Genomic DNA, 17,420 nt, shown 5'->3' with positions numbered 1-17,420 from the left:
GCGTACCCATGGACGTTTGAAGATTCAAATATCTAATTATTATTGTTTATCTGCGTGTCAAAAAAATATTTTTGGCACCCTAACAACGGGTCAAACCGTTGATACATCAACATTTATAGAGGGAGGAGATAGAGAGGCGTTATTATATCTAATCCAGCAAGACAAACAGAAACTTTATCGGACGGGTTATAGCTATGTGAAAAACAAACCTGATGCATTAGATGTCTTCCAACAGACAGTACTTTTAGCGATTGAGTCCATTCATCAACTGAAACAGCCTAAGTATTTTTCTACTTGGCTAATGAAAATTTGCATCAATGCATCCCTCGATGTTCTACATAAGAAAAAGAAACTTGTATTAATGGATGATTTGAAAAATCAAACGTTAAGTAAAAACAAAACTGGTTATGAAGAAAAAATGGATTTACTAAATGCGATTTATCAATTAGATGAAAAATATAAAACTGTCCTGATTTTAAAATATTATGAGGACTTAACATTTGAGCAAATAGCAGATTTACTTGAAGAACCACTTGGTACGGTGAAATCGAATGGTAAGAGGGGTTTGTCAAAACTCAAAACATTGTTAAAAGGAGTGTACACAGATGATCAAGCAAAACCATTTTAAAGAAGCGCTGAATGAAATCCCGGTGCCCTCCGATGAGTTAGACATGATTTTAGCTGATGCATTTGAAATTAAGAAAAAGAGAAAATTCCCATTCAAGAAAACCGTTGCTTATACAGCATCTGTTGCGATCCTCTCTCTCTGTACGATTTCTTCAGCTTATGTCTCTCCTGCGTTTGCCAAGTTCGTGACCAAAATCCCGGTTGTCGGAGAAGCATTTGATTATTTCATTTCACAAGAAGATTATTATCAAGCGTACGACGAAATCAGTACGAATATCGGACTACTTTCAACAAGTAATGGAATTGACCTTATCATAGAAAAGGCTTTTTACGATGGAAATGTAGTCACACTTTCATATGTAATTAAATCAGACGTAGACTTAGGTACATTTCCTTCCTTCGAAAACATGCCGACTTTAGATAGTAAGACAAGTAGCGGGGGCTTTGAAGGCTACTATATAGAGGGGATTGGCCATGTTGGAATGATGACGCTGAATAGTACTGATAGTGTAGGAGACACAGTGAATGTGTTATGGGAACCTACAGCGATCGTTATAGACGATAAAACAATTGAAGGGGATTGGAACTTTGCTTTTTCTCTCAATGCTTTAGAAGGCACACATATCCCCATCAACAAACATGTCAGTACTGAAGGAGTAACTGTAGAATTAATCGATGCAGTGAAAACGGACGTCAATTTAACAATAAATTATCTACAAGATGTGAATCCTTCCGTTCATGAAGAGTGGATGGCCGTTGAAGCCGAGTTACGTGCAATCGATAACTTAGGGAACGAATATCAAGTACCCTATAATGGCGGAGTCGGAACTAAAGGAGCTGATTCCGGTGAAGATCTGACCTGGAATGCGACAGTTCATGGTCTTAATCCTGAAGCAACTTCGATAACTTTCTATCCCTTTGCCCATTTAAGTAACAGCCAAATAGATTCTAAACGAATAGACTTCAAGCCAATTGCTTTGAAATTGAAATAACCTCCATCTGCATTCTTGCATAAGGACACGTGCCTAGATAATACAGACAGAAAAGATCCGGACTTCCAAATGAAGTTACGGATTTTTTCGTGTATGGAGAAGTTCCAGTTACATTAGCTGAACAAATAAGTATCCTTAATGGTTTACCATATGACCGCATGCCTATTCAGTTTTGTTTACCTCTTTACATGCAGGGAGGTTATCGCTTTATTATTCCTAATTACCAATATGGGAATGGTTGGTTCTGTGTTATAATTATTCAATATTGAAAAATTAAAATCAGGTGGAAATTAGTTAAGGTTTATCCATACCAAACACTTGATGTAAGTACTACATTCACGTTGCGATTGATATCCTGTCGGAACTTGGAGGTAAGGTTTTAAGAAATAATACTTAATTCCGTTACAGAGACAGATCAATAACTATAGTGTTCAATTATGGCGGATTTTTCATGCTGCTTCATTGAAGTTGTGATTAAAACCTATTTTGAAGCCAGGCAAACTTCTAACGAATAAAGTCCATGTATGTTGAAAGAAGAAATACCCTATTTAAAGAAACCTGCATAGAAATTTTTTCAGGGAGCGTAGACCAATGAAACAATTGCTTAAACTTTCGTTTTTTTTGACGCTGGCACTTCTCATATCGAGTGGTTGTGCTGTAAGTAGCGAGAATGGTGATTCACTTGAAATTCGAGATGCCTATGTCGGAGACTTATTTGAATTCAAAGATGCGTATGTTGGAGATGCAAGTGCAGTTTTGAACATCGTAAACCAGTTGAAGAATGCGGATCACTTTCAAAGATTTGAACTGAAAACGGATGAAGAACCATATGGTATGATTTTGAATTACGGCGCTGGAAAAATAAGAGAACAGGAAACTAAAAACACTGCGATTTATAACGCTACATTCTTATTTACCTTAATTAGAAATGCAGATTGGATCACTTTTAAATTTACGGACCATGAGTATACGTTCACAAGAGAAAATCTGGAAAATTGGTATGGGAAAGATCTTCGAGAAGTACAAAGTGAAGATGAGTTAAAATCATTACTCCTGGAGTATATGAATAATGAAGAGAAGGCAAATCAGTTAGTCAATGAGTGATCAAGATTACACAACTACACTCTTTAATTTAGGCTTTAATTTTCTTCCTAATTTTAATGACTTATATTACCTTCATGTAAGGAGAATGAGAATGGAGAGCTGCATATTCTGTGAAATCATCCATAAAAAAGTGGAAGCCCATATCATTTTTGAAAATGAGTATGTGTGTTGCTTCTTAGATAAATACCCAATAAATAAAGGTCATATTTTAATAGTTCCTAAAACACATTATGCAGAATTCCGTAATGTTGACGAAAAGAGTTTGAGCGAAGTCATGAATTTGGCTAAAAAGATGGCGATTTTACTGGAACACCTTTTCCCCACAGATGGCATCACTATTTTACAAGAAAACGGAATATTCAAAGATGTGGAGCACTACCATATGCATGTAATACCGAGATATAAAGACGATGGCTTTTATTTGGTGGAACCCGAAAACGGAGTGAAGCCTGAAGACTTTATGGAGTTGACGATAAAAATGCAAGAGTATCTTCATAAAGAAGCAATTTAAACTAGTCATCTTTATTCTTGAACTGATTTTTCACAGGAAATGGATTGATAACAAGGAGAGAATCTAATGTTACAAGCACTTATTTTTGATATGGATGGTACTCTATTTCAAACGGACAAAATTCTAGAATTATCACTTGAAGATACGTTTAATCACTTACGGTGTCAAAACAAATGGAATTCAATAACCCCTATTGATCAATATCGCGAAATTATGGGCGTCCCTTTACCAAAAGTATGGGAAACTTTGTTGCCTACTCATTCTCACGCAGAGAGAGAAAAGACGGATTCTTATTTTCTAGAGAGACTAATTGAAAACATAAGAAGTGGGAAAGGTGCTTTATATCCAAATGTGAGAGAAGTTTTCAGTTTTCTAAAAGAGAATAATTGCTCCATATACATAGCGAGTAATGGCCTAACTGACTATTTAAATGCAATTGTGACTTATTATAAATTGGATGATTGGGTTACCGAGACATTTAGCATTCAACAAATAAAGTCCTTAGATAAAGGAGATTTAGTTAAAGTAATTATAGCAAAATATGATATTCAGAAAGCCGCGGTAGTAGGAGACCGCTTATCCGATATTAATGCTGCTAGAGATAACGGATTAATGGCAATCGGATGTAATTTTGATTTTGCAAAAGAAGATGAACTGGCTATGGCCGATTTGGTAATCGATGATTTAGTTGAACTGAAAACAATAGTACCCTTATACCGTGCAACCACGTATTGAAAATACAATTTTCCAACTCTTGAAAGTGAGGTACAGACATATTAATACGAAATTGTTCATCTTACTACTAGTTGTGCTAGGAATTAATACGTTGAGATATGGTTCTTACCTTTTCGAAGGATCCACCAGCATCTATTATATAGTACTCTTCGTTATTAATTTACTCTGTCTAATAATCGTTGTATTTTCTAAAACTAAAAGTGGAAAAGTGAATAATTAATTGTGCGATTGACTTCTTTAACTGAAAGGGAGGATACTATGCTCATTTACTGGCTAATAGGGTTAGCTATTGTGTTTTTCATCATTACATACGGTGTGCAATACGGGATTGACACATCGAAACAAGTGAAAGCGATAAAAATGGAGCTTAGAGAAATCAAAAAACAATTAAAAGACATGAACAAAGATACAAAATAGCAACCTTTCATGACTGTCCATAAGCTAGTATTGGTTACCTCCAAAGAAATGCATCATGGGGATTTGTTTATTTCGTTTGTCAAGAAAGAGCACACTTGCTTTCTTAATTTTCCATTGACGGGCCAGATCATCTTTCAAAGGAGAAAAATATGAAGGGGAAAATTACAGTACTATCATTGTTATTATTAATCGCGCTATTTCTTTTATTTCGTTTTACTATCTATAATCCTGTTATTGAAAGCACTACCCAAAACATTGAGGTGGTTAAAAAAGATAAAAATACTGATGAACAATGGATAATACTTTCTAATGACAAGCAAATTTATATTGATGATTTTAGTATATGGGCTTTAATACAAGTCAATCAAAATTACACTATAAGTTATGATTTATCGAAAAAATTAAGGAGATATCATTTAAAAACAATCGTTCCTGGTGATTATAATAGTCAATTTTAGATGAAATTGTTAAATATTATTATAGAATTCTATCAAATAAAAAGTATTGGATGTAGACACAGTTGCTGTAGGGAGCACTGTGCCTGCTTTTCTTTGCGGTAAGAATGAGCGTTGGAAATGTCCTGTTAAGACCGCTTCCTCTTCAGTAATACAACAGCCAATATAGAGAATAAAACAGCTACGCCTGTTAAATAAAGAACGCTGAACATCGGTGAAGTAAGGGAGCCGTTTATTTCATAAAACACACCCATATCCTGCAAAAATTCCTGCTTGGCTGACACCGGTGCTTGTGCAAATGTTTCTTTCATTGGCTGCTCCATCAAAATTTGGCGGAATAACGCAGCTGAATGCGAGGTAGGGAAAAATTTAATGATGGTTTGCAAGTATGCTGGTAGATTTCCAATGGGAATATAAATGCCTGCTAGAAAACCAAGCAGCGTTCCGATGACGGTGCTCGCAGCAGCAAAAGCCTTGACGGTTTTGAAAAAGGATACGAGCAGCAAAATCATAGAACTGCTTGAAATCACGGATAAACTGATCACCCCGATCACCTTAAGTAATTGGAGAATGGTCAGCATTTCGTCACCAGAGAAAAAGAAAACTGCATTTGCAGTCAGAAGGACGAGCAGACACATGATGAGACCGACGAAGATCGAACTCATGACATAGCCGCCAAAAAGGGATGATCTTTTAATTGGAGAAGCATAGAAGTCCAGAACTGCCTCAGTCGAACGATCTTCTACCAATGTCCCAAAGGCGCCCAGTGTCGTAGTGACTGAAGTAACTGCTAAAATTCCAGCAAAGATCCATGATAGCAGAAGCCATTTTTTAGCAGGGAAGTCAGGAAGGCTGTCTGAGATTAAATTCCCTAGAAATGTCCCGTACAGGGCGACTAGGATGATGACCGCAAGCAGAGAAAAGAATAGGGCACTCTTATCGCGGAAATACAGAAGTATATTACGCTTCGCAACAGTCATCATGATGCATGTCATCCTTTCCGTTATGGATTTGGATGAACACATCATCCAGACTGGATTTTTGTACTTCAAATGAATTGATCAGTTCTTCGTATTTCGCCAATAATACAATGGCATCGGTTGTTTTTTTCAGTTGGATCAGGAAGGTGGAGTGTTCTTCGGTGAAGACTAGCTTATCCGTCTGTAATTGACTCCGTAATTGTGCGGGACTTTTTGCTATGATCATTAAACGGTCGGCAGAATATTGGGACTTTAGATGATGCGGCGTCCCTTTTGCAATAATTTCTCCTTCTTTCATGACGACCACAAAATTTGAATTGGCTGCTTCTTCAATATAGTGTGTCGTTAGAAAAACCGTCATATTGGTCTCGCTCTGCAATTGCAGAATGGTATTCCAAATCTGTTTTCGGTTTTGCGGATCAAGACCTGTCGTAGGTTCATCCAGCAGCAAGATCTTTGGTTGATGCAGCAAGGCTCTGGCAATATCCACTCTTCGCTTTTGTCCACCGGATAATTTTCCATAACGCCGCTTCATGATGGAAGAAATATCGACAGTGTCAGCGACGCGATCGATTGCCGCAAGCTTTTCCTCCTTCGTCATCTTATACAGCCGTGCACGGTAATCCAAATTCTCCTTAACCGTCAGTAGGGGATCTAATATACTTTGCTGAAATACAACACCTATTTCATTACGTATTGCTTCGTCTTCTTTTCCAACGGTTAAGCCGTTTACTTTCACCACTCCTGCATCTTGTTTTAATAGGGTCAGAAGAATGGAGATTGTTGTAGACTTACCGGCTCCGTTTGTACCGAGAAATGAAAACAGACTTCCTTCCTCCACATAGAAACTGACATCTTTCACTGCCGCCACAGCACCGAACGACTTGCATAAGTGGTGTACCTCAATTATTTTAGACATTTGACCCCCTCCGTTTCTGCTGCGCAATCGCTTGATTGATTGCCTTTTCAGCTATCTTGTTATTCAAATAGACCATCAGGATGACAAATGTGTATGCAAATATCCCACACAAAGCGACCGTTCCAATATAGAATGCGTGAAAAGGGTATACGTCAAAAAACCCACCTGCAAGGATTAGAACTACAAGAACACAAATCAGTTCAATTAAATGAACGAACATCGGTTGTTCAACAGGCAGTTTATGAGATAGAAATATCAGCAAGGTAATAAGACAGGATATGATAAACAAATAGATCGTGATTTTCTCTGTAAGTGGCGGAAAGATGCTGAGTGCCCTAAAAAGATAATAGAAGATAGAACTGAAAGTAAAGGCGAAACAAGCTGCACCTATATAGATCATTGAGCGATTCATTCAAGTCACCTCATCCTAAAAAATGTTTTCGAAATGATTTTACATAATGCCGATTCACGATGACTTTTTCACCGTTAGTTAGATACGCCTCAAATCGACCGTTCACTAGAGCTTTTACACTCTCAATTTTGGACATATTCACAATAAAATTTTTACTAATTCTCATGAACCTCGTATCTTTCAGCTGATTTTCGAACTCGTACAGTTTCTTGTCGCTATCATAGACCTCCTCATCGGTATAGAGGAAAACAGTGTCATTCACGGATTCAATGTACAACAGATGATCGGATACTAAAGGATACGTAATGCCATCCTTCTTTCCCTGAATGGAAAACATCATTTGATTAATCTGCTGAATTAAAGGAGACAAACTTTCATCTACTTCAGGGCAATTAATGATAATTTCAGTGTCTGTAAAATCTTTGGATTCATTTATTTTCAGTCGAATCGGACTCACCTCGAAGTTCTAATCTTTGATGAATCGTACCATTTCACCAGATGGAGAACAATACAATTTCGGTGTGTTGCATGTATCGCGGGGTGACTTGCATATGAACACTAAAGTAATCCTGGCAAACCCAAAAGACCGCTAATTCAATTTGAATTAGCGGCCTTTTTTTATTCTAGATTCATTTTAAAATGTCAGGCTTTTCAAGTCGTCGCGCGTTTCTTTTCCGAACTATCTACCACTACTGCACCTACGATATCTCCAACGACGTTTGAAGCAGATCCACCCATTCCGATAATCGCATCTACACCTGCGATAAGGGCAACGATTTCAAGTGGCAGGTCGAACATCGTCAATACGGCCGCTAGCGTTACTAGCCCCGCAGCAGGAACACCAGAGGTTCCAATCGAGAGCAATGTCCCCACAATGACGATCAGGAAGAAGCTAGATACAGAAAGGTCGAGATTTGTTATGTTCGCAGCAAAAACGATGGATACACCCATTCGAAGGGCACCACCATCTGAGTTGAACACCGCTCCAAGAGGGAGTGCAAAGTTTGCTGTACGCTCAGATACTCCTGCTTTTCGTGCTGATTTGATGGCAATCGGCAACGATGCGATACTGCTCGATGTGAAGAAGGCTGTGGTATACGCTTCTTTCGTCGACTTAAAGAAATCCATTACGGAATTTCCTGACAAGCGAAGGAATCCTGTATAGACGAACACCCATAGCAGAATAATTCCGAGGTAAAAGACTCCTGTGAATGTAAGAAGAGACTTGAACGTTTCCCATCCTTGACTACCGAATGCAGTTGCACTAATAGCGAATACTCCAATCGGCGCATACTGCAAGACGCCCGTAAGGAGTTTTGAAAACATTTCTTTCAGCGCAATAATTACTTTGTCCAACAGTTGACCATGTTTTTGCATTTCTTTATCCGTGGAAAACTTCATTGCCGAGATGGCAAGTCCAATAATGACTGCTATAAAAATAATTCCCATTACATTACCGCCAGAAAAGGCTTCAAACATATTGGCAGGGACCATTTCCAGCAAGACATCTGAAAAGTTAGGTGCAGCCGGTGTCTCTACTTTTGTATCGGGAAGTGTTAAATACTGACCCGGTTGGAACAACAGAGCGAGTCCAACACCGATTCCCACCGCAGCTGCAGTGGTAGCCGTATAATAGAGAATTAGTTTCCAGCCCATGCGACCGAGTTGTTTCATGCTCATCTGATTGACAGCAAGTACAACTGTTAAAAAGATTACCGGGATGGCGACTAAGCTAAGTAAGTTAATTAGTAATGTCCCCAATGGTTGAACTAAAGACATTTTTTGTCCGAATACGAGACCGCTCACAATTCCTGCGATAAATCCGATGGACATTTTTAAAACAAATGAACTGTCGCGATAACTACGCCATATTTTCGATAACATCTATTTTCCCCTATTCGTATGTAGTAATGCCTATTTAGCGAAGTTTACCTCGGGTTGACATTTTGGTCAATTTCTATGCTTAAGTTGTATTTCCAGATAACAAATTTCAAGAGGAAACAACAGAATAGATGAAAAATCTTATCTTAACCATCCTTCACTTAATTTTCCCATCAGACAAACCGTCCCACTCCAAATAAGACAGAGAGACTATTCACAATAGATGAAGATAAGGTATCTGTCAATTGGTTGTTATTTACAACATCCTTCCGACAGTTTGCTCTCGTATAAAAATAATTTTTGACAGATTCCCCCGGTATCTCAACGTCTCATTCTTATTGGAAGAGAAAGGCAGTTGTATAAAGAGTTTATCCGTCATATACTAAGGGAACAGGTGTTCTTAGGAGGAGACGTTATGAACCAACTGCCTGAACGTAAAATTATTTGCATCGACATGCGTAGCTTTTATGCAAGCTGCGCAGCCGCTATTGAAGGATTGGATGTAATGGAAACGCCAATCGCAATTATTGGAAACAAAGAGCGAAAAGGAGGGGTTGTGTTGGCAGCATCCCCTCCGCTCAAAAAACGGTTTGGCATTAAGACAGGGATGCGCCTTTTTGAAATCCCGGATGATCCCTCCATACAACTAATTGAACCCAAGATGGAGTTTTATATAAAGGTTTCGATGGAAATCACTCATTTGTTAAACCAATACGTCCCAAAAGAAGCCATTCACGTGTATAGCATTGATGAAAGCTTTGTTGACTTAGATGGAACGGAGAAACTTTGGGGTCCCGCAAGAGAAACCGTTGCACGCATTCAGGATGATTTACTTCGCCAATTCCAACTGCAATCCGCATGTGGAATGGGGCCAAACATGCTGTTGTCTAAACTTGCACTGGATTTGGAAGCGAAAAAAACCGGGTTTGCTCACTGGGGCTACGAGGATGTACCAACGAAATTATGGCCTATCGCGCCGCTCAGTGAAATGTGGGGGATTGGAAGAAGAACTGAACATACGTTAAATGAAATGGGAATTTACTCCGTTGGCGATCTCGCACATGCGTCCCTTGCCCAGCTGGAAGAGAAGTTCGGTGTTATGGGAAATCAGCTTTACCATCATGCACATGGGATCGATTTGTCTGATCTCGGTGCTCCTCTGATTGAGGGGCAAGTGAGCTACGGGAAAGGGCAAATTCTTTTCCGCGATTATTATCGCCGTGAGGATGTGCTTGCCGTGGTGCTCGAAATGTGTGAAGACGTCGCAATGCGTGCTCGTACTGCAAGGCGCGCCGGTCGGACGGTCCACTTATCCGTCGGCTACTCTAAAAGTGCATTAGGTGGCGGATTCAGCCGTTCCAAATCCCTTGTAGAAGAGACGAACGATACGATGAAAATTTACAAACTCTGTACCGAACTGTTCGATACATTTCACGATGGACGCCCCGTCCGCCAACTGTCGCTAAGTTTGTCCAATCTAGTTGAGGAGCACTCGATGCAACTGAGCTTGTTTGACCAGCATAAATGGAAGAAACGAAAGCTTGGTGAGACAGTGGATGAACTCCGCAGTAAATACGGATCAGCTGCTGTCTTACGTGCTGTATCGTATACCGATGCAGGGACAGCGCGCCACCGAGCAGGACTGATTGGCGGACATGTGAAATAACAGGTAATGGACGAAAGGAGAGAGTACGATGTTACGAGACCGTGGAAAGATTAAATGGACGGCGCTGATGCTACCGGAACACGTCGAGCGGTTGCGCGCATGGCAAGCAGAAGATGCAGTCCAGGTACGAAGCGAACCTGATGAACAGCAACTGGAGGAGTGGAATTACATCATCGCTGCCGCCATGGAGACTCATCGAGCCATCACCATCACGCATTGGCAAACCGGTACACCCGCATCCGATGACTTTTATGTTCATTGTCTAGAACCAGAAAGAAAGCAGTTACGCGTTGTGACGATCGGTGGGGTGGCACGCATTCTGTCGCTTCTCGATATTGAAACTATTTCTGAAATCGGATAATTCGAAACAAATACTATCCGAATGGTGTAAGAATCTGCTAAACTATTCAAAGTCCTATTATAGATTGGCAGGGGAATCCATTGAACGTACTCATTCAGCTCGGCTGGTTTTTTAAACAGCGTAAAAAGCATTATGCAATTGGAATTGCAGCACTGGTACTCGTTTCTATTTTGCAGCTACTGCCGCCAAAAATCATTGGATATATCGTCGATGACATTACGGAAGGAACGTTAACTGCCAACCAGATGATGAAATGGCTGGTTATCCTTGCGATCGCAGGGGTCGCAATGTACGGGTTCCGCTATCTTTGGCGGGTCATGATTTTCGGTTCGTCGATTGTACTTGCACGAACAATTCGCAAGCAATTATTCGATCATTTTTTAAAGATGTCTCCGGCTTTTTATCAAAAACGTCGAGTGGGCAACTTAATGGCGCACGCCACCAACGATGTGAGTGCGGTTCAGCAAACCGCAGGCATGGGCGTGTTAACCCTATTCGATTCGATTTTAACAGGCGGGTCCGTCATCTTGACGATGGCATTGACGATTAATTGGAAATTAACGCTTATTGCACTTATTCCGATTCCACTCATGATTGTCTTAACGAGTTTTTATGGCAAATTGCTACGTCGTTATTTCAGGACTGCTCAAGAAGCATTCTCCAGCATGAACGACAAGACACAAGAGAGCATTTCCGGAGTGAAAGTTATTAAAACGTTTGGACAGCAAAAAGAGGACATCGAAGATTTCAGGCAATTATCCGATGAAGTAGTCGAGAAAAACATGCGGGTTGCCCGTGTAGATGCTTTATTTGACCCGACAATTGGTGCAATTTTTGCAGTTTCTTCTATCATTTCGTTTATATTCGGTGCTCGTTTTATCCTCGCTGACGAAATGAGTGTAGGGGATATGGTTGCGTTCAGCACGTATCTTGGATTGTTAACTTGGCCAATGCTTGCATTTGGATTTCTCTTCAATATTGTGGAGCGAGGAAATGCTTCGTATACACGAATTCGTGAATTGCTGTCTGTCGATCCTGAAGTGGTCGATGTGAAAGGTGCACTTGATGAACGACCAAAAGGAGATCTTTCAGTCGACATTGACGCTTTTACGTTCCCGGGAGATTCAAAGCCTGCACTTTCAGACGTACACTTCACGTTGCGACAAGGAGAAACACTCGGAATCGTTGGAAAAACCGGGTCCGGAAAAACAGCAATTTTGAAACTGTTGCTACGAGAGTTTGACGACTATGATGGTGTCATTTCGTACGGTGGGCATTCCATCCACCAGTACAAACAACAGCGGCTACGTGAGTCGATTGGATATGTCCCGCAAGATCATTTCCTATTTTCAACAACATTGGCGGAAAATATCGCCTTTACGAATCCAACGGTTCCGACAGAAGAAATTCACAATGCCGCGCGACTTGCGCATATTCATGACGACATAGAAGGGTTTGCAGAAGGCTATCGAACGATTGTCGGGGAGCGGGGAGTGTCGTTATCCGGGGGACAAAAACAGCGGATCTCGATCGCCCGTGCCTTACTTATGCAGCCAGAGTTACTCATTTTAGACGATTCTCTTTCCGCAGTGGACGCAAAGACAGAAGAAGCCATTCTTCGTTCACTGAAAGAAACGCGTAATGGAGAAACGACAATCATTACCTCACATCGGTTGAGCGCCATTCAACATGCGCACCAAATCATTGTCATGGATGAAGGCGTAATTGCAGAATCTGGAACTCATGCAGAATTAATGGAATTGAACGGAAAATACAAAGAAATGTACGACTTGCAACAACTCGAAGTGTCTGTAGAACAAGGAGGTGAGGCATAATGGCAGAAGTGAAACAAACAAAATTGTCAGCTCGTGGGCAATGGGAAGTATTTGTTCGACTTCTCCAATACTTGAAGCCTCACAAAATGTCGATCGCTTTTGCGCTGCTACTCCTTGCTCTCACGATTACAGGGAGTATCGTGAGTCCGCTCCTGATTCAATCATTCATCGACAATCATCTCGTACCCTTGAATTTCGAGCGAGCAAGTGTGATTCGATTACTCGTTACGTACATCATCATTCAATTAATAGTTGTTGTAATTTCCTATTTCCAGTCGCTACGCTTTCAAAGAATTGCGCTTAAGATTATCCAGCAAATACGTATCGATGCGTTTACTAAAGTGCAAGGACTCGGAATGCGGTATTTCGATAAAACACCGGCGGGTGCAATTGTTTCGCGTGTAACGAACGATACGGAAGCGATTAAGGAAATGTTTGTGAGTGTTGTCGTCACGTTCTTACAGGCGATTTTCGGAGTCATCGGCGTCTACATTGCGCTGTTTTCACTAGATGCGAAACTGGCGCTGTATTCTATGGTGTTGTTACCCTTATTCATTGTTCTAATATCAGTCTATCGTCACTACAGTGCTGATTTCTATCAAGATATCCGCGAACGACTTAGTCAATTGAATGGCAAGATATCTGAGTCACTCTCTGGAATGGGAATGATCCAAGCATTCCGCCAAGAAAAGCGGCTAGCGGATGAATTCGAGTCGATCAATGAGGGTCACTATCGAGCAGGTATCCGGAACATCAAGTTTGACAGCATTCTACTCGGACCGTTCATTGACTTGCTATATGCAGCAGCGGTCGTCTGTACGCTTGCCTACTTCGGGTTCACGTCACTTTCAACTGCAGTCGATGTAGGAGTAATTTACGCGTTTACAACATTGCTAAGCCGCCTGTTCCAACCCGTGCAGCAAGTGATGAACCGGATGTCCATTTTCCAGCAGGCGCTTGTTTCTGCATCGCGCGTTTTCACACTCATTGACGAACCCGACATGGAACCTGTACAACAAGTAAAAGAGGACACAAAGATAACAGAAGGAACTATCAGATTTGAAGGCATCACATTTAGCTATAATGGCAAAACGGATGTATTAAAAGACATTTCGTTTACCGCGAATGCCGGGGAAACCGTCGCACTCGTTGGACATACAGGGAGTGGGAAAAGTTCAATCATCAACTTACTTATGCGCTTTTATGAGTACGAGCACGGTTCTATCACCATTGACGGACGTTCCTTAAAATCCTATCCAATGGAGGAATTGCGTAACAAAGTCGGGCTCGTTCTTCAAGATCCGTTCATGTTTTACGGCGATGTTGAAAGTAATATCCGCTTGCATAACGAATCGATGACATCCGAAGAAGTGCGGGCGGCATCGGAATTTGTACAAGCGAATAAATTCATCGAACAATTAGAAGGCGATTATGCGCACAAAGTGATGGAGCGTGGAGCCACATTGTCGAGTGGACAGCGACAACTCATTGCATTTGCACGTACAATGGCAGTGGACCCGAAAATCCTTGTACTCGATGAAGCGACCGCCAATATTGATACTGAAACGGAAATCGCAATTCAAGCTAGTCTTCAAAAAATGCGAAAAGGGCGGACGACGATTGCGATTGCACACCGACTTAGTACGATTCAAGATGCAGAACTGATTTTAGTATTGCATAAGGGCGAGATTGCTGAACGAGGAACCCATCAGCAGCTTCTCAGCATGAAGGGACTCTATTATAAGATGTACCAGTTACAGAATGGCCATACTGCCTAATCTCCTAGCCTAAAAAACGATTCTATGAACGGCCTCGGTGCAGCATTAAAGCAATCAGATACAGGGAAATACCTTCCGTCTTTTGGGATGTCTTAGTCGACTACCAGTAAACAAGACTCAAGGTACTTCCTTCTTGCTGTTTCATCATAAAACCATCATTTAAAAAAATATCTATTCGAGGCGACTTCCTTGACTACTTATCACTTGAGTAGTAAATTGATGATATAGGAGGTTCCTATTACATGAAAAAAAATACTCGTGGTTCACTTATTTGGTTAAGGTTAGTTCGATTTACACATCAAAGCAATTTGCTATCAAATGAATTTTTGAAGCAGTTTGATTTAACAACGGCTCAATTTGATGTGATGATTCAAATCTCAACATATGGACCTTTAACACAAAGAGAACTTGCAGAAAAAGTAACGGTAACGCAAGGCGGAATTTCCCGCATGCTAGCACGTCTTGAAAAAGAACAGTTAATCCACCGTAAACAGGAATGGAAGACGAAAACCATTTCTTTAACATCCAAAGGACAGGAGAAACTAGACCTTGCTTTTGAGGCACAACTGGCATTTCAATCTTCGTTCTTTGAGGACTGCTTAACGGAGAATGAACAAAAAACACTACTCGATCTTATTTCTCGAGTTCAAAAAAACGGGGAACAAAAAATTCAAAAGAACCTTTGAATTTTTTTACCTCATCACTTGACTAGTTAACTGAAGGGAGAAAGAAGAGAATGTATACCATACCAGGACATCACCATTTGTCGATGATTACAAAAAATGCTAAACAAAACAATTTGTTTTTCAGTAAAATCTTAGGACTCCGTCGGGTTAAAATGACCGTCAATCAAGATGATCCATCCATGTATCACTTGTTTTATGGAGACAAGACAGGTAGCCCAGGCACTGAATTATCTTTTTTTGAAATGCCGTTTGCCGGTCGCACTTACAAAGGCACAAATGCGATTACACAAATTGGTTTGCTTGTCTCTTCTAAAGAAAGTTTACTTTATTGGAAACAGCGATTTGAAAAATACGATGTTTGCCATGGAGAACTCACGACGTATGCTCATCGTCCTGCTTTGCACTTTGAAGATTCGGAAGGATTACGCATGGTTCTGCTTGCTTCAAACAATGAAAAGTTAGTGCACTGGAAAGCATGGGAAGAATCAGAAGTACCTATAGAACACCAGATTCAAGGAATGGGTTCAGTAGAAATTACAGTCCGCCGTTTGGATAAACTCGCAAATACCTTAACTGATGTTTTTGGCTATACAGAAGTATCACGAACCGAAGATGTAGCCATTTTTCAATCAGTAAGCGGAGAAGTTTTTGGAGAAATCGTAGTGAAACAGTTAGATGGCCCTACTGAAAAACCGGGCAGAGGAAGTATTCATCATTTAGCCATTCGTGTAAAAGACCAAAAAGAATTAGCCTTTTGGGAAGAAAAAATACGTTCACGCGGGTTCCATTCTTCAGGGATTATCGATCGCTTTTATTTTCAAAGCTTGTATTTCAGAGAGTCGAATGGAATTTTATTCGAAATTGCGACAGACGGTCCTGGATTTACAATCGATTCTGATGTTGCAACGCTCGGTTTAAAATTGGAGTTGCCTCCTTTTTTAGAAAGTCAACGGGACGAAATCGAAGCAAACTTAAAACCATTGGAGGACAATTAAATGAAGAAATATAGAATAGATTCATCAAAAGGAATAGAATTCGGATTGTATTCGTTGGGTGATCATATCCTCAATCCGTTGACAGGTAGCCGCATCTCAGCTCAGCAACGCATACAGGAACTTGTCGAGGTGAGTCAATTAGCTGAACAGGCCGGGATTGACGTATTCGGGGTAGGGGAAAGTCATCAGAAGTATTTTGCATCACAGGCTCACACGGTGATTTTAGGAGCAATTGCACAAGCTACCGAGAAAATAAAAATCACCAGTTCCGCGACTGTGCTCAGTGTCTTAGACCCTGTACGAGTATACGAAGATTTTTCCACAATCGATTTGCTGTCTGACGGTCGTGCTGAAATTGTCGCAGGACGCGGTTCGCGAGTGGGTGCCTATCAATTATTAGGGGTTGACTTGCAAGATTATGAGGACATATTTGAAGAAAAGTTAGAGCTTCTTAAGCTGATTAATGAAGAAGAACGCATCACTTGGCAAGGAAATTATCGAGCACCTCTACAAAACGCAGAAATTCTTCCACAACCTAAAGATGGATTCCTACCTATTTGGCGAGCTGTCGGAGGGCCACCTGCAAGTGCCATTAAAGCAGGGCATATGGGGATTCCAATGATGCTCACTACATTAGGCGGCCCCGCAATGAATTTCAAACATTCTGTTGATGCATACAGACAGGCAGCAGAAAATAATGGATTTGATGCACAGAGCTTACCAATTGGAACAACAAGCTTATTCTATGTAGCAGATTCGAACAACGAAGCCTTGCAAGGTATGTATCCACACATTAATAGTGGCTTCCAGGCAATTCGAGGAGCCGGTTATCCAAAACAACAATTTGCCCAGACAACAGACTATCGTGATGCACTAATGGTAGGTAGCAAAGAACTAATTATCGAAAAGTTGCTATACCAACATGAACTTTATGGAATGCAACGATTTATGGCGCAAATTGACTTTGGTGGGGTACCATTCGATAAACTCATGAAAAATATCGAAATGATTGGAAATGACATTATCCCAGCAATTAAGAAACACACTAGAGAAAAAGGAGAATAAC

Annotated in this window: 19 protein-coding genes; 14 read left to right on the top strand and 5 right to left on the bottom strand. The window is 40.6% G+C overall.

The window, feature by feature from the left end; all coding sequences use genetic code 11:
• The 7 genes from M3197_RS07055 to M3197_RS07025 all read left to right on the top strand — a co-directional run.
• On the top strand, positions 1–628 hold a 628-nt coding region (locus M3197_RS07055; protein ID WP_251659998.1), incomplete at its 5' end, for a sigma-70 family RNA polymerase sigma factor.
• On the top strand, positions 606–1,619 hold the full coding sequence (locus M3197_RS07050) for a DUF4179 domain-containing protein (RefSeq protein WP_251659996.1): 1,014 nt from the start codon (positions 606–608) through the stop codon (positions 1,617–1,619). The genes M3197_RS07055 and M3197_RS07050, both read left to right, overlap by 23 nt.
• A gap of 591 nt (positions 1,620–2,210) precedes the next feature.
• Positions 2,211–2,723, top strand: coding sequence for a DUF4825 domain-containing protein (locus M3197_RS07045; RefSeq protein WP_251659994.1), 513 nt, complete (start codon positions 2,211–2,213; stop codon positions 2,721–2,723).
• Complete coding sequence (locus M3197_RS07040) at positions 2,716–3,234, top strand: HIT family protein (protein WP_251659992.1); 519 nt, start codon at positions 2,716–2,718, stop codon at positions 3,232–3,234. Before M3197_RS07045 ends, M3197_RS07040 begins: the two co-directional genes overlap by 8 nt.
• A gap of 66 nt (positions 3,235–3,300) precedes the next feature.
• Entirely contained in the window at positions 3,301–3,969 is a 669-nt protein-coding gene (locus M3197_RS07035) for an HAD family hydrolase (protein WP_251659990.1), read from the top strand.
• A gap of 258 nt (positions 3,970–4,227) precedes the next feature.
• Positions 4,228–4,386: a hypothetical protein gene (locus M3197_RS07030; RefSeq protein WP_251659988.1), complete on the top strand. Its 159-nt coding sequence runs from the start codon at positions 4,228–4,230 to the stop codon at positions 4,384–4,386.
• A gap of 149 nt (positions 4,387–4,535) precedes the next feature.
• Positions 4,536–4,844, top strand: a complete 309-nt coding sequence (locus tag M3197_RS07025) for a hypothetical protein (RefSeq protein ID WP_251659986.1) — start codon at positions 4,536–4,538, stop codon at positions 4,842–4,844.
• A gap of 125 nt (positions 4,845–4,969) precedes the next feature.
• On the opposite strand, the gene M3197_RS07020 is transcribed toward M3197_RS07025, so the two are convergent.
• The 5 genes from M3197_RS07020 to M3197_RS07000 all read right to left on the bottom strand — a co-directional run bounded on the left by M3197_RS07020 (position 4,970) and on the right by M3197_RS07000 (position 9,036).
• Entirely contained in the window at positions 4,970–5,824 is an 855-nt protein-coding gene (locus M3197_RS07020) for an ABC transporter permease (protein ID WP_251659984.1), read from the bottom strand.
• Complete coding sequence (locus M3197_RS07015; protein ID WP_251659982.1) at positions 5,802–6,740, bottom strand: ABC transporter ATP-binding protein; 939 nt, start codon at positions 6,738–6,740, stop codon at positions 5,802–5,804. Before M3197_RS07015 ends, M3197_RS07020 begins: the two co-directional genes overlap by 23 nt.
• On the bottom strand, positions 6,733–7,152 hold the full coding sequence (locus M3197_RS07010) for a DUF3021 family protein (RefSeq protein ID WP_251659980.1): 420 nt from the start codon (positions 7,150–7,152) through the stop codon (positions 6,733–6,735). Before M3197_RS07010 ends, M3197_RS07015 begins: the two co-directional genes overlap by 8 nt.
• Before the next feature lie 10 nt (positions 7,153–7,162).
• Positions 7,163–7,609: a LytTR family DNA-binding domain-containing protein gene (locus M3197_RS07005; RefSeq protein WP_251659978.1), complete on the bottom strand. Its 447-nt coding sequence runs from the start codon at positions 7,607–7,609 to the stop codon at positions 7,163–7,165.
• Between the two features lie 194 nt (positions 7,610–7,803).
• Positions 7,804–9,036, bottom strand: a complete 1,233-nt coding sequence (locus M3197_RS07000; RefSeq protein WP_251659976.1) for a dicarboxylate/amino acid:cation symporter — start codon at positions 9,034–9,036, stop codon at positions 7,804–7,806.
• A 412-nt stretch (positions 9,037–9,448) separates the two neighbouring features.
• Here M3197_RS07000 and M3197_RS06995 point away from each other — a divergent pair, with 412 nt between their 5' ends.
• The 7 genes from M3197_RS06995 (at position 9,449) to M3197_RS06965 (ending at position 17,419) form a co-directional block, all read left to right on the top strand.
• Positions 9,449–10,699, top strand: coding sequence for a Y-family DNA polymerase (locus M3197_RS06995; RefSeq protein WP_251659974.1), 1,251 nt, complete (start codon positions 9,449–9,451; stop codon positions 10,697–10,699).
• 28 nt (positions 10,700–10,727) lie between these two features.
• Positions 10,728–11,060 (top strand): YolD-like family protein, encoded by a 333-nt coding sequence (locus M3197_RS06990; protein ID WP_251659972.1) that lies wholly within the window; start codon positions 10,728–10,730, stop codon positions 11,058–11,060.
• 80 nt (positions 11,061–11,140) lie between these two features.
• Positions 11,141–12,895 (top strand): ABC transporter ATP-binding protein, encoded by a 1,755-nt coding sequence (locus M3197_RS06985; RefSeq protein WP_251659969.1) that lies wholly within the window; start codon positions 11,141–11,143, stop codon positions 12,893–12,895.
• Positions 12,895–14,673 carry an ABC transporter ATP-binding protein gene (locus M3197_RS06980; protein WP_251659968.1) on the top strand — a complete coding sequence of 593 codons (1,779 nt, stop codon included), beginning with the start codon at positions 12,895–12,897 and terminating at the stop codon, positions 14,671–14,673. The genes M3197_RS06985 and M3197_RS06980 overlap by 1 nt, the downstream gene beginning before the upstream one ends.
• Before the next feature lie 242 nt (positions 14,674–14,915).
• Positions 14,916–15,359: a MarR family winged helix-turn-helix transcriptional regulator gene (locus M3197_RS06975; RefSeq protein ID WP_251659965.1), complete on the top strand. Its 444-nt coding sequence runs from the start codon at positions 14,916–14,918 to the stop codon at positions 15,357–15,359.
• A gap of 50 nt (positions 15,360–15,409) precedes the next feature.
• Positions 15,410–16,354 (top strand): ring-cleaving dioxygenase, encoded by a 945-nt coding sequence (locus M3197_RS06970; protein ID WP_251659963.1) that lies wholly within the window; start codon positions 15,410–15,412, stop codon positions 16,352–16,354.
• Complete coding sequence (locus M3197_RS06965; RefSeq protein ID WP_251659960.1) at positions 16,355–17,419, top strand: LLM class flavin-dependent oxidoreductase; 1,065 nt, start codon at positions 16,355–16,357, stop codon at positions 17,417–17,419.
• The last annotated feature ends 1 nt before the right edge of the window (position 17,420 follow it).

The sequence above is a fragment of the Sporosarcina aquimarina genome (assembly GCF_023715615.1).
GTDB classification, from domain to species: domain Bacteria; phylum Bacillota; class Bacilli; order Bacillales_A; family Planococcaceae; genus Sporosarcina; species Sporosarcina aquimarina_A.
Note: the sequence above shows the minus strand (reverse complement) of the source record. Positions and strands in the feature narration are given on the sequence as shown.

Coding starts and splice junctions, on each gene's coding strand:
- M3197_RS07040 (WP_251659992.1), top strand. CDS start 2,716: ATGAGTGATCAAGATTACACAACTACACTCTTTAATTTAGGCTTTAAT.
- M3197_RS07015 (WP_251659982.1), bottom strand. CDS start 6,740: ATGTCTAAAATAATTGAGGTACACCACTTATGCAAGTCGTTCGGTGCT.
- M3197_RS07000 (WP_251659976.1), bottom strand. CDS start 9,036: ATGTTATCGAAAATATGGCGTAGTTATCGCGACAGTTCATTTGTTTTA.
- M3197_RS06980 (WP_251659968.1), top strand. CDS start 12,895: ATGGCAGAAGTGAAACAAACAAAATTGTCAGCTCGTGGGCAATGGGAA.
- M3197_RS06970 (WP_251659963.1), top strand. CDS start 15,410: ATGTATACCATACCAGGACATCACCATTTGTCGATGATTACAAAAAAT.
- M3197_RS06965 (WP_251659960.1), top strand. CDS start 16,355: ATGAAGAAATATAGAATAGATTCATCAAAAGGAATAGAATTCGGATTG.
- M3197_RS07030 (WP_251659988.1), top strand. CDS start 4,228: ATGCTCATTTACTGGCTAATAGGGTTAGCTATTGTGTTTTTCATCATT.
- M3197_RS06975 (WP_251659965.1), top strand. CDS start 14,916: ATGAAAAAAAATACTCGTGGTTCACTTATTTGGTTAAGGTTAGTTCGA.
- M3197_RS07045 (WP_251659994.1), top strand. CDS start 2,211: ATGAAACAATTGCTTAAACTTTCGTTTTTTTTGACGCTGGCACTTCTC.
- M3197_RS07050 (WP_251659996.1), top strand. CDS start 606: ATGATCAAGCAAAACCATTTTAAAGAAGCGCTGAATGAAATCCCGGTG.
- M3197_RS06990 (WP_251659972.1), top strand. CDS start 10,728: ATGTTACGAGACCGTGGAAAGATTAAATGGACGGCGCTGATGCTACCG.
- M3197_RS06995 (WP_251659974.1), top strand. CDS start 9,449: ATGAACCAACTGCCTGAACGTAAAATTATTTGCATCGACATGCGTAGC.
- M3197_RS07020 (WP_251659984.1), bottom strand. CDS start 5,824: ATGATGACTGTTGCGAAGCGTAATATACTTCTGTATTTCCGCGATAAG.
- M3197_RS07010 (WP_251659980.1), bottom strand. CDS start 7,152: ATGAATCGCTCAATGATCTATATAGGTGCAGCTTGTTTCGCCTTTACT.
- M3197_RS07035 (WP_251659990.1), top strand. CDS start 3,301: ATGTTACAAGCACTTATTTTTGATATGGATGGTACTCTATTTCAAACG.
- M3197_RS07025 (WP_251659986.1), top strand. CDS start 4,536: ATGAAGGGGAAAATTACAGTACTATCATTGTTATTATTAATCGCGCTA.